We start from the raw sequence: 15,410 nt of genomic DNA, 5'->3' as shown, positions 1-15,410 counted from the left end.
AAGTCCGGTAGCTTATCGGGCTAGTTTTGAGCAAGCCGCTTAGAAAACAAGTGTCCAATTTTAAGGGTTCAGTACACTTCGCCTGTGGGGTCTCCCATGCCCTCTTCGTTCCCGCAGGAGTCAAGTGTCCTCCGCTACAATCAACTCAGTTTTTATAATATTATCTGCTCTACTGAAAAGAAAAAATGAGACAAAGTCAAATTTTCCTAACTTTAGTAAAGCAAATTTTATCCTATAATTCACCCCTGTTGGTTGGAGTGCAAGGCGCAAGCATTTTCTGTGACCGATGTATCGCTGCTGGAGGCTTCTGAAGCCTTCCTGGATAAGCGAATACCTGGAACGGAAACCAACAGGGCGTTTTTTGTTGAACACCTTATCCTTAACCAATCTTTTTTTAAGTAACATATTACTTTACTACATCAAAATCTTCCAATATTGCTTCAAGTTCTTTTTCTTCCATTGAAGACAAACGCAAATGGTAGTCTTTGAAATCCATATGGGAGGTTACCGGATTTGGAACCACGATACAATGGATGCCGGCAGCCATTGCAGCATGGGAGCCATGAAGGGAATCCTCGAACGCTATCGCTTCCTCTCCTTTTTTGCCTAGATTCTGTAATGCCTTTATGTATAGAGCAGGATCTGGTTTTACTTTTTCGACATCATCCCTGGTGACGATCGTTTCAAAATAGCTGAATATATCGAGTTGCTTCAGATACCCTACCACCCAATCGCGACCTGAGCTTGAAGCGAGTCCGATTTTCAATCCATTTTTCTTTGCAGCCTCCAAATAAGCAAGTACACCTGGACGAAGCTCAGGTCGCGTCGCTTTCTCCATATAGCTTGCATTTGTCAATTCTTTCATTCTTTCCTCTTCCATTTCGGGTACCGCTTGTTGAAGGAACTCATAAAGGACACTGCTGCTGGTTCCGATGCAGGCACTGTAATCCTCGATGGACAATTCGTGTTGATGCTCCTGCTTCATGATTTCCCTGAAGCTTTCATACCAAATCGTTTCAGTATCGATGATCAGGCCGTCGAAATCAAATATCACTGCTTTTATCAATGTGATTGCCCCCTTTTCTACATTATAACTCATTTCGGAATATATTAATTTAACTGCAAAGTAGGTATTCTCATAAAGGTATAGAATAATAACCTTTAGACATTAATTTACATAAAAGGGTGCGTTTTATGAATCTATTAAAATTCTTAGTGATTTTTGTTTTACTGATGTGGTCTGGGGTTGTTTTTTACTGGGGTAGGACAACAGAGTATGGATTGATTGTTTCAATACCCCATTATTTTGTTTCAATAATAATGTTTTGGTGTGCAATTCTACTGTTCTTCAAAAAGTTCAAAAGGTGGACAAGGGAAGAGAAAATGAAGAATTTCGCAAAAACTAGGCAAAAAGGTATGCTTTTGTTTGTATTGAAATTTGGTTTTCTATGTTTTGCATTGCCTTTGACATTGATAAATGCAGCATTAACGACAGATACTCTTCGCTATCTGTCTTTCAATAATTTCTTAATAAAAAATTTTGTGTCCCTCATCATCACCGGGCTCCTGGCAGGTTGGTTTTTATGGATGTACCTTGAAGGAGAATATGAAGAATATATACGGAAAGCCGATGAAGGAATGGAAGGGAAGAATTGAGATTAATAGGTACTTCTTAACTATTACAAATAATTTCCGATAATGAAGATATGGTAGGCATTTACTTTCGGAAGGACGATCACGATATGGAAAATAGATCTGGCATATTATTGGATTCCGGCACCAATGAGGTGGAATTCCTGGAGTTTATAATGGCTGATACTAGCTTTGGCATCAATGTTTTGAAAGTGAGGGAAATCATCAATCCGGTAGGAATCACCAAGATCCCCCATTCGCATCCCAATGTGGAAGGAATCATCGAACTGAGGGGTGAAGTTTTACCGGTTATCAGCTTGAGGAAGGCGTTATCCATCGAGGAGGAAAGTTCCTATCAGGAGGATAAATTCATCGTTGCGGAGTTCAATGGCATGAAGGTGATCCTTCGTGTGGATCATGTAACGCAAATTCACCGTCTGTCATGGTCTCAAATGGAGAAGCCTGCTTCACTTAATCAAGGATTTGAAGATCACGTTACAGGAGTCATTAAAAGGCAGGAGAAAATGATCTTGCTCGTGGATGTGGAGAAGATTCTGTTTGATATCTATCCAAATGTTGATGGCAGCGTGCAAGGGTTCACACAAGCCATTAATCCCGCTAGAACTGAAAAGGTGATCGTGTTGTCCGAGGATTCCCCGATGCTCCGTAAATTGTTGCAGGAAACCATGCTTGCAGCAGGTTTTGAGCATTTGATCTTTTTTGAAAATGGAAAAGATGCCTGGACATTTTTTGATGAGAAGGTCAGGCATGGTGAGCAGAAGGTGGATCTTTTGATCACGGATATCGAAATGCCATTGATGGACGGTCATCATTTAACAAAAAAACTGAAGGGCGATTCCGCACTCTCCACTATTCCTGTAATCATTTTCTCTTCCCTGATCACAGAACATCTTTATCATAAAGGAGAACAGGTAGGGGCAAATGCTCAGATCAGCAAACCGCAATTGAGCAAATTGATTCAGTTGATGGATGAATGGTTATTCGCTTAATTAAAGGAGGATATGAATGATTCTGCATACAGAAATTACAGGTGAGGGACATCCATTAGTCCTTATACATTCGGGAGGGATGTCCGGTGCGTCGGAGTATGAAGAACAGAGGGACTTCTTTGCGGCAAAAGGTTTCCAAGTTATCCGGCCTGATTTAAGGGGGCATGGCAAATCAGTTGGTCCGATTGAAGATTATTTTGTACAATGTACAGAAGATATCATGGATACGTTGGAGCATCTGGATGTTGAAACCTGTCACCTGGCTGGAGTATCACTAGGCGGGATTGGGGCACTGCTTTTTGCCAAAAAATATCCTCATAAAGTGAAAACAGTCACGTTTTCGGGGGTTTTTCCTGAAAAACCCGAGATCTGGGAAGAGTTGACCCAGCAGGAGGCGGCACATCATGAAGACCTTTTCAAAAGGGAAGAAGTGATAGAGTATATGAATCAACTGCATGGTGAAAATGATTGGAGGGCGATGCTTGCTTCTTGGCATCAAGAGAACTTCTACCCATTTGAAGAAACTGGAGCTGTAGAAGAGCTTAGTATCCCTGCCATGTGCCTGGTCGGCGGCGAATCCTCACTGGAATTTGAAGCGGCAGGATGTTACAGAAAAAGAAATGAAGCCATACAAATATCCGTCATCCCGTTTGCTGGGCATCTAGTCCATCGGGATCAGCCTCGATTATATTCGGAAACTTTGTATGTTTTCCTACAACAGCATCAATAAAAACGCCAACCAATCATTCGGGATTGGTTGGCGTTTTTTAATAGCTTTCTCCTAGGCGTTTGAATATCGGTTTTTGATAGGTTTTCTTACCCGGTTGTTTTTTATCCTCTGTCGGATAGTAGTTCGCATATTGCTGCAATAAGGTTTTAGCTACAGATAAACTCATATTCGCTTTCGGATTGCGATAATGATCATTCAGTTCACCAAGATGAGGCAGTTCCGAGAAGTCCTCCTTCGTTGGAGGCAGATGAAAGAAATACTCACCGGCTGACACTAATACATCAGACTGCTGGCGGCTGTTTTTCGGGTTCTTTGAAAAATGAAGTCCCTTTTTGGTGGCTTTGCCTTCTGCTAGCAGCTTTTCAAGTGCTTGGCGTTTCAGAGTGTAAAGAAATTTAGGATCTGGTGCTGTTTTCGCATGGCGATTCACCGTAAAAATGGCACGAGAGAGGTTTTCAATAGAAGATTGCATTGGGGCTTCTGTATTTCTTTGATTTGTATAGCGTTGATTGGGCATTCGATAATAAACTCCTTTCTTTTCTCCATTATACTTATCTTTGTTAAAAAAGGGAAGGGAATGCCCATATTGACTTAAATGCTGGAAGCAATAAGGGCGTTTCCTTCTCTTTCCTCCATGATTGCAAGAAAACAATCGACAAACTGCGGATCCCATTGAGTGCCTTTACCAGATTGAAGAATAGATAAGGCCCGTGAAGTGGTCATCCCTTTCCGATAAGGTCTATCGGAGGTCATGGCATCATAAGCATCGGCAACAGCGATGATTCTCCCGAAGAGGGGGATCTCTGTTCCTGAAAGCCGATCCGGATAGCCGTAGCCATCAAATCTTTCATGATGGCTTCTCACCCCAGGGATCAAATTTGACATCGCCTCTTTAGGGAGCACCTGCTCCAGTATATTCGCCCCAAGAACCGGATGGAGCTTTATCTGGTCGAATTCTTCATCTGTAAGTTTACCATCCTTCAATAGGACATCGTCCCTGACTCCGATTTTCCCTATATCGTGAAGAAGTGCAGTGTTTTTAAGCTGCTCCAGTTGCTCAAGGGATAGATTTGCCTTCCTTCCGATCAAAATCGAAAATTCACTTACACGCAAAGAATGCCCGGCTGTATAGGGATCCCTCGCATCAAGAGCTGTCGAAAGGGTCTGATAGAAACTTTCCAGTAACAGACGGTTCGTTTCATTACGTTCCTTCAAGCCTTGGACCATGGAGTTAAAACCACTGATTACATTTGAAAACTCATCCCCATAAAGCTCTTTTGCAGGTACAAGTTGATTTTCCTTCACGTCCTTCATACCTTTTAATAACGTATTGATTGGTTGAATTATATCACGGAAAAGGAGAAACGCCCCGAATGAGGAAAATATAGCTGCCACAAGTAAAATGATGAATGCCCAATTCCAAAAATCAGGTAAATTGTCCTCTAGATGCATCTCATCCAACCGTACCTGTGTCGCCAAACTGAAAAGTAATACTGGGAAAATCCCGATGAATAAGGCGCTTAGCAAGAATTTTGTACGGATGGATACAAGAACATCCCCCTCTAGGGATAACGGTTGTCCATGTACTTCTTTTGAAAAATCCTGAAGGGATGCCAGAACAGGTTGTATGGCACGGGTTGTCAGGAAGTATTCGATGAAAGCATGCATCCCTGCAATCAATAAAGCTCCAATTGAGGCATAAACCACGTAATCTCTCGGCATATCCAGCCATTCCAGTCTGATGCAAAGGAGTGCCAAGGTTATGGCAGGTATCGAAAGGCCAAGAAAATGTGGTCCGATTATCCGCTTAACAGTAAGTAATGGGAAACGATGCGTATGTATGAAAGCAAGTTTACACTCGATATATGTAGGATATTTTGAACATAGGATGTTTCTGATAATCTTTGTATGTTTTCTAAAAACAATGTATTCACATATTCCCATTACCATGGCAGAGGTAAATAAAATGAAGAACATGACACGGATCTCAATGAAAGAAAGATCAAGTGTTGAAAATATTAGTATGCCACCAACGCCTAATACCGCTATCGAGGATCCGATCAGATAGTTTAATAGAAGGTGTCGCACAAAATGGTGGTAGATGTTCTGATACAAGCAATCGCTTCCTTTATTAGGTACTTTTACTATTCCCATTATAATCAAAAATTGGAAGCGCTGCTAGAGGATTTGATTGATTTATATGGTTTTAAGGGCGAATAAAGACTGCCGTCCCATTGGGTACAATGGATGAGAGTTCATTGACTGCAGCGTTCTGCATACGGATACATCCTTTGGATACTGCGTTTCCGATGGAGGCCGGATCGTTAGTGCCATGTATACCATAGGATTTTTTGGATAAAGTGAGCCACATCGTACCATATGGACCACCTGGGTTCGGTTGTCTATTTACAATCACAAAGTCACCCACAGGTGTTACAAACAGCATTCTGCCAACTGCAATCGGGTAGATTTTCCTTACCACCCCTTTTTCCTTGAGTGTCAACGTGCGACTGGACACAGAGACTTCGATTGTAAATGGAATACTTTCTTTAGGGGGCAAACCTGGAATTACAATCTGCTGACCTACAAATATTAAATTGGGATTGGCAAGTGTGTTCACTGCTAAAAGCTGTGGTACTGTCCTGCGGTAATCCATGGCAATGGAAGTTAAAGTCTCACCACTCCTGACAATATGAATCGCCAATCCGATCACCTCCAGATAAGTTTGAAAAGCTGCTGTCAAAGGTATAATATTTCTAACTTTATTTACATATTACAGCCATTAAAAAAAAGGATGTTGTCTCATGAAGGGTAAATATGGAATTATTGATATTGGATCAAATACAATGCGCCTTGTTATTTATAAAAGGGATAAAAGCGGACGTCTTAAAGAAGTGGAAAATGTTAAATCTGTTGCAAGACTGAGAAACTATTTGAATCATGACGAGTATTTAAGTGAAAATGGCGTGCATAAATTAATAACAACCTTATCAAGTTTTCGTGCCATTACCGATTTCCATCAACTGGAGGAAGTGAAATGTGTTGCTACTGCAACCATCAGGCAAGCTACCAACAGGGAAGTGATTCAGGAAATGGTACAGAGGGAAACGGGTTTTTCCATGACTATATTATCGGAATATGAAGAGGCATATTTCGGCTATTTGGCAGTAGTGAATACCACCCCTTTTACAGAAGGAATTACTATCGATATTGGAGGGGGAAGCACGGAAATCACCTATTTCAAAGACCGGGAACTTGTAGAATACCACAGCTTCCCATTTGGGGCGCTCTCCTTAAAAAAACAATTTGTAAAAAACGAATTGCCCACACAAAGCGAAAAGGAAGAGATCCATCATTTTATCAGATCCCAGTTCGATTCACTGCACTGGATCAAAAATAAAATGCTTCCCATTATAGGCATCGGGGGGAGCGCGAGAAATATGGTCCAAATAGATCAAGCTATGAAAAATTATCCCTTGGCTGGTCTTCACTTATATGAAATGCCCCCAGAAGACATCAGGTTGTTAGGTATATATGTTAATTCTCTTCCCCTTGATAAACTGCTTAAGCTGGAGGGACTATCCAAGGACCGGGCCGAGTTGATGCTTCCTGCTTTGATGGTTTTTGATGAACTTGCATCCATCACGAAAGCGCCCTCGTTTATACTTAGCCGTAAGGGCCTGAGGGAAGGTGTTTTTTATGAGAGCATGAAAATCCATCCAACCAAAGCCTTTGATGTTCTTACAGGCAGTTTTGATGATTTGACTAAAGACTATGAAATAAATATGGAGGAAGTCAAACAGGTTACACGAATTTTGATGTGTATGGTAGACGAATTAAATAGATTGAACGTGTTGGCTGTAAATGAGCAGGAACGGATGGAGCTGAAAAGAGCTGCCAACGTTTTTCAATTGGGCGATTACATTGATGCCGAATCAAGCAGTCAGCATACGTTCTATTTGTTGGCAAACCGTACGATAGATGGCCTTATGCATAAGGAACGCCTTAAATTGGCACTGATGGCTTCCTTTAAAAATAAGACTGTCTTCAAGCAGTATGCCAATCCTTTCAGAAAATGGTTCGCTGAGGAGGAGTTGAGGGTACTTCGATTGTATGGAGCAATGCTGAAGTTTTCCTATAGCTTGAACGCCACCAAACGAAATGTGGTGGATAATGTGGAAGTGACACAAGAAGCTGATGGGCTGTTATTCCATATAAAAACCCGCATGCAGTCTGATGCGGAAGAATACCAGGCGGAAAGGCAAAAGAAACATTTGGAGAAGCTTATGAAGCATCCAATACATCTGAGATTTTATTAGGAACATGTTTATTTAATGCTTGTCATGTTAAAGGAAGAAAAAAAGGCAAAGGGTGTTCCCATATGGATGCAACAAGATCTCAAGAAATTGAATTGAATAATCCACTTTATTACAACAATAGGGAGCTTAGTTGGCTCGCTTTCAACAAGCGTGTGCTCGAAGAGGCGATTGACTTGACCAATCCGTTATTGGAAAGGTTCAAGTTTCTAGGTATATTCAGCTCTAATCTTGATGAATTCTTTATGGTCAGGGTGGCCGGTATAAAGGACCAAGTGAAGGCAGGTTATAATAAACCGGAAAACAAAGCCGGCCTGACCCCGAAAGAGCAGCTTTGCAGAATATCGCAAGAAACCCACCTACTTGTTGATTTACTCTATCAGACCCTGCTTCAATTAAACGAAGAATTATCAAAAGAAAATGTGCGATTTTGTCATATGGAAAGCTTAAACCCTCATCAAAAAAAGTACCTGGAAGACTATTTCGATGAACAGATTTTCCCTGTACTTACACCTCTGGCGGTAGATGCATACCGGCCTTTTCCTATGCTTCTCAATAAGTCTATCAATTTAGCAATAACTTTGGAGGATGATGAAGAACCGGAAGAACATAAGATAAAGCGGGCTATTGTACAGGTTCCATCTGTATTGGAGCGTTTCATCAAACTCCCTGAAAACGGCAATGGAATCAGCTATATCATGCTTGAAGATGTAATTACCTCCTTTATCCACAAATTATTCAAAGGCTATGATATTATCGCAGTCACACAATTCAGGATTACCAGAAACGCTGATATGACAATACTTGAAGAAGGATCGCGTGATCTTTTGAAAGAAATTGAAAAAGAGCTAAAAAAACGGAAGTGGGGGGCGGCTGTGCGGCTTGAGGTTCGCACCAGACAGATGGACACTTCGATTTTGGCTTATCTAATGGAAGAACTGGAGGTTGATAAAGAGGATATTTATGAACTGGATGGCCCGCTTGATCCAACCTACCTTTTTTCGCTTTACAAGAAGCTTTCACAGATAAAGGAGCATTTGACATTTGAAACCCTCATTCCACAGCCCTCCAAACAATTAGGGTTTCAGGAAGATATTTTTGATAAGCTTTTGGATGAGGATATTTTATTGCATCACCCCTACGAATCCTTCGAGCCCGTTCTGGATTTTGTCCGGGACGCTGCCGATGACCCCGACGTTCTTGCAATCAAGCAGACACTGTATCGGGTCAGTGGGGACTCCCCTGTAATAGAAGCCTTGAAACGGTCGGCTGAGAATGGTAAGCAAGTCACCGTACTCGTGGAATTGAAAGCTAGGTTTGATGAAGAAAATAACGTACAATGGGCGAAAGAACTGGAGAAGGCAGGCTGCCATGTCATATATGGAATGACTCACCTGAAGACTCACAGTAAAATCACGCTGGTTGTCCGACGGAAAAATAGAAAAATAGAACGGTTTGTTCACTTGGGAACAGGAAATTACAATGATGCCACAGCAAAGATCTATACCGATATCGGACTCATGACGGCCAATCACAAAATTGGGATCGACGCCACGAACTTTTTCAACTATTTAAGCGGTTATACAGAAAAACCGGAGTTTCATCATTTATCTGTGTCACCAATGGATATAAGGGAAACATTTATTAAATTGATAGACAAGGAGATTCAATATCATCTCCAATACGGTAATGGAAAGATTATCGCAAAAATGAATTCGCTCACAGATAAATCACTTATCATGAAACTTTATGAAGCATCCTCCTCAGGTGTGAAAATTGAGCTCATTGTCAGAGGTATATGTTGTTTACGTCCGGGGATGAAAAAGGTGAGTGAAAATATCAGGGTCCGCAGCATCGTAGGCAGATTCCTCGAACATAGCAGAATATATTATTTCCATCATAATGGAGAAGAAAAAATCTATTTGTCTTCGGCTGATATGATGACCCGTAATATGGAAAAAAGAGTGGAAATTCTTTTCCCTGTATTTGCAAGTCACTTAAAAAAACGGATCAAGAGTGCACTTGCCCTTGAGCTCTCAGACAATGTAAAGGCACGGGAGCAGGACGAAAATGGTGTCTATCATTATGTCCATACGGATGATGCTCATCGCATAAACTGCCAATTGACTCTCTTTGCTCTTGCTTATCATGTAAAAGAAGACGAAGAATAAGTATACAAATTAAAAAGCCGTCGCATCGGATAGCGACGGTTTTTTAGAGCTTAATTTAATTACATTAACGGCAGCAAGGGTATGGCGGATAAGGTTGATATGGCGGGTAAGGCGGATAAGGTGGATAAGGCGGATAAGGTGGGTAAAATGGTCTCGGAGCAAGCAGGGAACCTAATGCCAGACCTCCCAAAAATGGAAAGAATGGGAATCCAAACCCGCCTATAAATCTAGAACCATAAGGATTGTTTCTATACATATAGACATGAGCCTCCTTTTTTAGTCGTTATATTGTATGGCAAAAAAGGAGGTTGTGCGCTTGTCATCACTCCTTGGTCAATGCCCATTTATTATTTAGGCTTTTCAAGGGTGAAAACAGTAATTTCAGGAGGAGCAAGAAATCGGTAAGGCTGCCTTGTAGTCCCAAGGCCACGATTCACATAAAGTGTCAGATCATTCAATTGGTAAAAACCCTCCACATATTTTGATCCAAGTGGCGGCGTTATCAATGGACCGATGAAAGGAAGCTGAACCTGTCCACCGTGTGAATGCCCAGACAACTGCAAACAAGCAGCAAACTCCTCTGAAATTTCCTTTGACGCATCAGGTTCATGGGCGAGCAGTATGGAAAATGCATCCTCGGGAATCCCTTGCAAAGTCGAACGGAAATCCGGCCGCCCGAGCATCAGGTCATCCACTCCTGCAATATAAATACGGCTATTGTCAATCAATTCTATAGTGGTATTTTCATTTTTTAAGACTGTAAATCCGGAAGCAACCATTATCTCTTCATAGATTTCAGTTCCATAGCCCCCATGATCATGATTGCCAAAAATGGAAAATTTGCCGTGTGGTGCTTTGATTTTGTGCAATATGGAAATAAGATGATCAGCCTGAGGATAATTTAATGGATCATCCATTAGATCCCCTGTGAAAATGACCACGTCAGGTTGTTCATCATTTATTTTTTTTACTACATTCTCCAAGTCTTTCTTTTCAAAATGGTGGCCTACATGCGTGTCGGAAAATTGCACCACTTTCATCCCGGAAAAGCCCTTTGGAATATTTTTATGGGTAATTAGATGAGATTCTAGTTTTATCTGCTTAGGTTCTATATATCTAGCATACCAATAACCTATACCACTGGAAATGAACGCAATGAATGGAATGGATAGCATACGTTTCAAAAAGTTTCGTCTAGTCATTTTTTTCATAAGAAAATCAACCTATCCTATAGAAATTTGGATTTCTGATTGTGCATCCAACCGTGAGGCCAGGACGCATTAAAAATCATTATACCATCATCTTGCCCACAGTACCTTGGTCTATTATTCTATTTTTTATGTGTTTTATTATGGAAAAAGTACAATAAAACATTTTGAGTATTTTGATAATTAAGATAGAATAGAAGAAATGCTATAAGGGGGATCAGAAATGGAAGATAAAAAAGTTGCAATCATTACCGGCGGTTCAAGTGGGATGGGAAAATATATGGCAATCAAATTTGCCAAAGAAGGGTACAATGTAGCGATCACAGGCAGAGATATGGATAGGCTGACATCTGCGAAGGAAGAGATCGAAGCACAAGGAAACGGTAGCGTCATAACCGTGCAAATGGACGTGCGTGAACCTGAGCATGTAGAGCATATGGTGAAAATGACGGATGAAGCATTCGGCCGCATCGATGTACTGGTAAACAATGCTGCAGGGAACTTTATTTGTCCGGCAGAAAAGCTGTCGGTAAATGGATGGAAGTCTGTCATTGATATTGTATTGAATGGGACATTTTATTGCAGTTCTGCTGTTGGAAAGTATTGGATGGAAAGAAAGCATCAGGGAAGCATGATAAACATGGTGGCCACCTATGCTTGGAATGCAGGGGCAGGCGTCGTGCATTCAGCAGCTGCAAAAGCTGGTGTTCTTTCATTGACCAGGACTTTGGCGGTGGAATGGGGTACCAAATATGGCATAAGGGTGAATGCCATCGCCCCTGGTCCCATTGAAAGGACAGGTGGAGCGGATAAGTTGATGCAATCGGAGGAAGAGGCAAGGAAAGTAGCTGAAAGTGTTCCGCTCAAAAGATTCGGGACTCCGGAAGAAATAGCCGAACTCGCCTATTTCCTAAGCTCTGATAAGGCAGCATATATAAACGGGGAATGTGTCACGATGGATGGCGGACAATGGCTTCAACCTTTTCCGTTTTAAGATTTCCATTTTAATTGGTCGATATTAGCAGACATATGGATATATCCTTCCAGATTGGATACATACTAAAAGTAATTAATATGAATCTGGGAGGGATATAGTTGAGTTTGTTTTATAAACATGAATGGGACGAGGAGAATAAACAGTTGACTCTGTACATTAATCCGTCCGAGGCTTTTTATGAATTTGCAGTGGAGCTTGCCCAGCCTAAAAACGGTTCTGAAAAAAAAGGAAGTCTGTTGGTGCTGGCAAGGCAATACTCCAAACAATTCCTTCCTCCCCAGACGAAGGTGAATGGCTACCGGGTCAAATTCCAGAATTTTTTGGTTGCTGTCATGAAGGAAAAACAAAACGAAGCAATAAGGAAATCAGACACCCCTGATTATGGATATTACAAGGTAATGCCAGATGATACGTTAAAGGACATCTGCCAGCAGCTGCAAACAAAAGAGGCTCTTGTAAGGCAGGAAAATGAGATGCAAAGTGATACACTTTTTGTGGGAATGGAGCTCAAAGTACCGGTCTATCGACATACAGTTGTGGCATCGGACAGTCTTCACAAAATTGCAGAACGTTTCGATACCTCCAAAGCCGCTATCCGTTCAATGAATAAACTGCAGACAGACTGCTTATGCCCCGGGATGGAATTGAAAATACCCAGAAGAGAGTAATAGCCAATGTAATATCGACACATTTGGAAAGCTGCTGAAATCCAGCAGTTTTTTTGTATTTTTCTTTGTGAAACATGATATAATTTTCGGAAATACGGCAAAAGGGGAGAAGGGTATGGATCCATTAGATATCATGACAAACATAGAAAGGGTCATTCCCCATTATCAAGCAATATTCAGTGCCGACCAGCAAGAGGTAGTGGGATATGAGGTGTTGGGAAGGATAAAAATGGATGAAAAGAATATTCTTAGCCTTGGCCCATTTTTCCGTGATAATAATGTCCCGGATGAATACTTTCTGGAAGTGGAAAAGAAAATCATCCATCACGCCTTGAAAGATTACACCTCTTCAAAAAAATCCTTTCTTCTTTTCATCAATCAGAATGCAAGGGTATTATTGGATGATCAGGGCGAATCAATGTTGGAACTATTACTTTCATATGTGCCCAAAGGGTTGAAGCTTGAAAATATCGTCCTGGAAATCGATGAACATACATATGATGGAGATGTTGAGCATCTGCAGCATCTTATCAATTATTACCGGACCTTTGGTATACAGATTGCAGTATCCAATATAGGTGAATCAGGTTCGGACCTTGACCGGATCGGCAGGCTATCCCCTAATATTCTAAAAGTGGACCTGAAAGTACTCCGTCAAAGCTATGAGTTAAGTGCGCACCAGGACGTGCTTTTTTCCCTTGCAGTCTTGTCCAGGAAAATCGGGGCGACCCTGTTGTATGAGAATATGGAAGCATCCTATCAGCTTCAATATGCCTGGCGTCATGGAGGAAGATACTATCAAGGATATTATTTACATAAACCCGGTCCGACGTTTATCCAGGAAGATTACGCTAAAGCTGTGCTAATTGATAAGTTCCAGCAATTTATCAGATATGAAAAGAGAAAACTTGAAGCCATTCAGCAATTAACAGAAATGCTTCAAAATAAAATCCAGCAATTAATAGGAAAGAAAAAAATCGAGGATCTTGATAATTGGCTTAGGTTGATTACCAAAGATTTTTCCGATATCAGTTTCAGAATGTATGTTTGTGATGAAAATGGATTCCAACTATCATCCAACCTGGTGAAAAAACAAGGGAAATGGGAGGTGCAGTCCGGGTATAAACAAAAAAACTGGAGTTGGCGCCCATATTTTTTGGAGTATGTCATGAAAATGAGGGCAGAGAAAAAAGGACTATTATCAGATTTGTATAGCGATATTGAAACTGGCGAAACTGTCCGCACATTTTCCTATCCAATCAACACAGGACAGTTCATCTATATAGATCTGGCATATGAATATCTATATGAAAACCAGGACTTCTTGTAAAAGGAAGGTATAGAAACAAACTGAAAGTAAACCTTAAGAGTAACAAAGCTCGCGAGGTGAGAATAATGGGATCTTTCGATTTTATGTTATTGATACTGGGCGTATTAGTCGTTGGGATTGGAAGTATATACGCTTATAAAGTGGGCAGACGCTCCAATTCCAGTCAGACTTCTGAAATGGACTCTGCAATAAGTGAGAAGGTGCAGGATCATTATGTATTAAGGAACCCAGTGTTTTTGGCTTACATTATTGCCATATCTTTGGCATTGATTTTTATTGCGTATATAGCGCTGTCATCCTAATTTAGCCTAACCAAAACTGACGAGATTTTTAGTCAGTTTTTTTATTTTTATAGTAAAAATTAACTGAATTGATTCGAACGATCCATTAGGAAAAAAGACCTTATTTTTATTTTTGAGTAATTTTATATCAGAAATTGTTTGTGAAAGTGCTTGAAGGGTAAAAAATAGTATATCGAATATTTTGTCAAATGGTCAAGGAATTTTGCGAACGGTTACCATCCACTCTAAAGGATAAACTTGGTAGAATTAGAGGACATCTTAAATAGGAGGAGAATCATTTGCTTAAAGCATATATCAGACTATCAGTTGCAATCATATTCATATTACTAATTGGCGTAACGCATGCGGCAGCGGAAGCTCCTACTGAGAAAGAAGAAGTTTTCTCTATTTTGCAAGATGCTCAAGCAGCCCAATTCACATTAGGAGAAAAGCATAGGGATATGACAGAAATCCAGGCTGTATTGGATCCTTATTTTACACGTGATTATCAGGAGCAATTTTTGGATGCACACCTTTTTAAAGAGGAAAAAGGTTATATCACTTATGGAACAGACGTACCGCACTTTTACATTCCATTCTTTACTTATGATGAGAATACCAAGATTAAACAGGATGAAGCAAGCGGAAGGATTTATGTATATGAGTTCTTTGATGTTGATGAATCTGAGGGGTACTTGTATCCGGACCATTATGAATTTGTGGAATTGGAACAGAACGAACAGGGTCTTCAAGTTGTCAGTTATGGTTATGACGAGGAACAACCAGGGTTTCTAAAAGAAGTCAGTGATGCAAGGACGATGGAAAGTCTAAAGAACGAGAAGAAAACAGCTGCAATGAATGTAGTAAATGATCAGCAAAAAGAGAAGGGAAAAACATTTTCATTTTATCAACTGACCCAACCATTTGCAAGCTTTGTTTTCATTCCAGGTACACAGAACCCGACGTTGGCATTCTATCAGTTCCTGCCGATGTTCGCCTCCCATTATTTCATTCACGAAGCCGAACCTAAAATGCTCGTCACAAGATAAAAGCTAAAAAGAGCTGAG

Annotated in this window: 15 protein-coding genes; 10 read left to right on the top strand and 5 right to left on the bottom strand. The window is 40.7% G+C overall.

From position 1 onward, the window contains the following. Window positions 1-406 precede the first annotated feature (406 nt). A complete protein-coding gene (locus JOC95_RS17995) occupies window positions 407-1,099 on the bottom strand; it encodes an HAD family hydrolase (protein ID WP_204418658.1) in 693 nt (230 codons plus the stop codon). Window positions 1,100-1,194: 95 nt separating this feature from the next. On the opposite strand from JOC95_RS17995, the gene JOC95_RS17990 reads away from it, so the two are divergent. From JOC95_RS17990 to JOC95_RS17980, 3 genes are all read left to right on the top strand, one after another. Further along, a complete protein-coding gene (locus JOC95_RS17990; protein WP_204418656.1) occupies window positions 1,195-1,656 on the top strand; it encodes a hypothetical protein in 462 nt (153 codons plus the stop codon). Between the two features lie 86 nt (window positions 1,657-1,742). Next, window positions 1,743-2,642 carry a chemotaxis protein gene (locus JOC95_RS17985; RefSeq protein WP_204418654.1) on the top strand — a complete coding sequence of 300 codons (900 nt, stop codon included), beginning with the start codon at window positions 1,743-1,745 and terminating at the stop codon, window positions 2,640-2,642. A gap of 16 nt (window positions 2,643-2,658) precedes the next feature. After that, window positions 2,659-3,372 (top strand): alpha/beta fold hydrolase, encoded by a 714-nt coding sequence (locus tag JOC95_RS17980; RefSeq protein ID WP_204418652.1) that lies wholly within the window; start codon window positions 2,659-2,661, stop codon window positions 3,370-3,372. Between the two features lie 37 nt (window positions 3,373-3,409). Here JOC95_RS17980 and JOC95_RS17975 read toward each other — a convergent pair whose 3' ends face one another. The 3 genes from JOC95_RS17975 to JOC95_RS17965 all read right to left on the bottom strand — a co-directional run bounded on the left by JOC95_RS17975 (window position 3,410) and on the right by JOC95_RS17965 (window position 6,028). Continuing rightward, window positions 3,410-3,844, bottom strand: a complete 435-nt coding sequence (locus tag JOC95_RS17975) for a YkyB family protein (RefSeq protein ID WP_419096267.1) — start codon at window positions 3,842-3,844, stop codon at window positions 3,410-3,412. A gap of 119 nt (window positions 3,845-3,963) precedes the next feature. After that, window positions 3,964-5,487: an HD-GYP domain-containing protein gene (locus JOC95_RS17970; protein ID WP_204418646.1), complete on the bottom strand. Its 1,524-nt coding sequence runs from the start codon at window positions 5,485-5,487 to the stop codon at window positions 3,964-3,966. Window positions 5,488-5,578: 91 nt separating this feature from the next. Then, on the bottom strand, window positions 5,579-6,028 hold the full coding sequence (locus JOC95_RS17965) for a L,D-transpeptidase family protein (protein WP_419096266.1): 450 nt from the start codon (window positions 6,026-6,028) through the stop codon (window positions 5,579-5,581). Window positions 6,029-6,176: 148 nt separating this feature from the next. On the opposite strand from JOC95_RS17965, the gene JOC95_RS17960 reads away from it, so the two are divergent. Both JOC95_RS17960 and JOC95_RS17955 read left to right on the top strand, forming a co-directional pair. Then, the gene (locus JOC95_RS17960) at window positions 6,177-7,691 is read left to right on the top strand and encodes a Ppx/GppA family phosphatase (protein WP_204418640.1); all 1,515 of its coding nucleotides are present in this window, start codon (window positions 6,177-6,179) and stop codon (window positions 7,689-7,691) included. Window positions 7,692-7,753: 62 nt separating this feature from the next. Further along, window positions 7,754-9,859 (top strand): RNA degradosome polyphosphate kinase, encoded by a 2,106-nt coding sequence (locus tag JOC95_RS17955; protein WP_204418636.1) that lies wholly within the window; start codon window positions 7,754-7,756, stop codon window positions 9,857-9,859. Window positions 9,860-10,206: 347 nt separating this feature from the next. Here the strand turns inward: JOC95_RS17955 and JOC95_RS17950 are convergent, their stop codons facing one another. Next, window positions 10,207-11,070: a metallophosphoesterase gene (locus tag JOC95_RS17950; RefSeq protein WP_204418632.1), complete on the bottom strand. Its 864-nt coding sequence runs from the start codon at window positions 11,068-11,070 to the stop codon at window positions 10,207-10,209. A 220-nt stretch (window positions 11,071-11,290) separates the two neighbouring features. Here JOC95_RS17950 and fadH point away from each other — a divergent pair, with 220 nt between their 5' ends. The 5 genes from fadH (at window position 11,291) to JOC95_RS17925 (ending at window position 15,392) form a co-directional block, all read left to right on the top strand. After that, a complete protein-coding gene (gene fadH / locus JOC95_RS17945; RefSeq protein ID WP_204418628.1) occupies window positions 11,291-12,061 on the top strand; it encodes a 2,4-dienoyl-CoA reductase in 771 nt (256 codons plus the stop codon). A 101-nt stretch (window positions 12,062-12,162) separates the two neighbouring features. Further along, the gene (locus JOC95_RS17940; protein WP_204418615.1) at window positions 12,163-12,732 is read left to right on the top strand and encodes a LysM peptidoglycan-binding domain-containing protein; all 570 of its coding nucleotides are present in this window, start codon (window positions 12,163-12,165) and stop codon (window positions 12,730-12,732) included. A 115-nt stretch (window positions 12,733-12,847) separates the two neighbouring features. Next, the gene (locus JOC95_RS17935) at window positions 12,848-14,062 is read left to right on the top strand and encodes an EAL domain-containing protein (RefSeq protein ID WP_204418609.1); all 1,215 of its coding nucleotides are present in this window, start codon (window positions 12,848-12,850) and stop codon (window positions 14,060-14,062) included. Between the two features lie 65 nt (window positions 14,063-14,127). Continuing rightward, complete coding sequence (locus JOC95_RS17930; protein ID WP_204418607.1) at window positions 14,128-14,364, top strand: hypothetical protein; 237 nt, start codon at window positions 14,128-14,130, stop codon at window positions 14,362-14,364. Between the two features lie 278 nt (window positions 14,365-14,642). Continuing rightward, complete coding sequence (locus JOC95_RS17925) at window positions 14,643-15,392, top strand: DUF3993 domain-containing protein (RefSeq protein ID WP_204418605.1); 750 nt, start codon at window positions 14,643-14,645, stop codon at window positions 15,390-15,392. Window positions 15,393-15,410 lie beyond the last annotated feature (18 nt).

It is taken from the genome of Sutcliffiella tianshenii (assembly GCF_016908565.1).
Taxonomy (GTDB): domain Bacteria; phylum Bacillota; class Bacilli; order Bacillales; family Bacillaceae_I; genus Sutcliffiella_A; species Sutcliffiella_A tianshenii.
The sequence above is the reverse complement of the archived record's forward strand: the minus strand, read 5'-3'. Positions and strand labels throughout refer to the sequence as shown.

Bases quoted from the DNA above. Each gene is read 5' to 3' on its own strand.
- JOC95_RS17995 (WP_204418658.1), bottom strand. From the start codon at position 1,099: ATGAGTTATAATGTAGAAAAGGGGGCAATCACATTGATAAAAGCAGTG.
- JOC95_RS17990 (WP_204418656.1), top strand. From the start codon at position 1,195: ATGAATCTATTAAAATTCTTAGTGATTTTTGTTTTACTGATGTGGTCT.
- JOC95_RS17985 (WP_204418654.1), top strand. From the start codon at position 1,743: ATGGAAAATAGATCTGGCATATTATTGGATTCCGGCACCAATGAGGTG.
- JOC95_RS17980 (WP_204418652.1), top strand. From the start codon at position 2,659: ATGATTCTGCATACAGAAATTACAGGTGAGGGACATCCATTAGTCCTT.
- JOC95_RS17975 (WP_419096267.1), bottom strand. From the start codon at position 3,844: ATGCAATCTTCTATTGAAAACCTCTCTCGTGCCATTTTTACGGTGAAT.
- JOC95_RS17965 (WP_419096266.1), bottom strand. From the start codon at position 6,028: ATGGATTACCGCAGGACAGTACCACAGCTTTTAGCAGTGAACACACTT.
- JOC95_RS17960 (WP_204418640.1), top strand. From the start codon at position 6,177: ATGAAGGGTAAATATGGAATTATTGATATTGGATCAAATACAATGCGC.
- JOC95_RS17955 (WP_204418636.1), top strand. From the start codon at position 7,754: ATGGATGCAACAAGATCTCAAGAAATTGAATTGAATAATCCACTTTAT.
- JOC95_RS17950 (WP_204418632.1), bottom strand. From the start codon at position 11,070: ATGAAAAAAATGACTAGACGAAACTTTTTGAAACGTATGCTATCCATT.
- fadH (WP_204418628.1), top strand. From the start codon at position 11,291: ATGGAAGATAAAAAAGTTGCAATCATTACCGGCGGTTCAAGTGGGATG.
- JOC95_RS17935 (WP_204418609.1), top strand. From the start codon at position 12,848: ATGGATCCATTAGATATCATGACAAACATAGAAAGGGTCATTCCCCAT.
- JOC95_RS17930 (WP_204418607.1), top strand. From the start codon at position 14,128: ATGGGATCTTTCGATTTTATGTTATTGATACTGGGCGTATTAGTCGTT.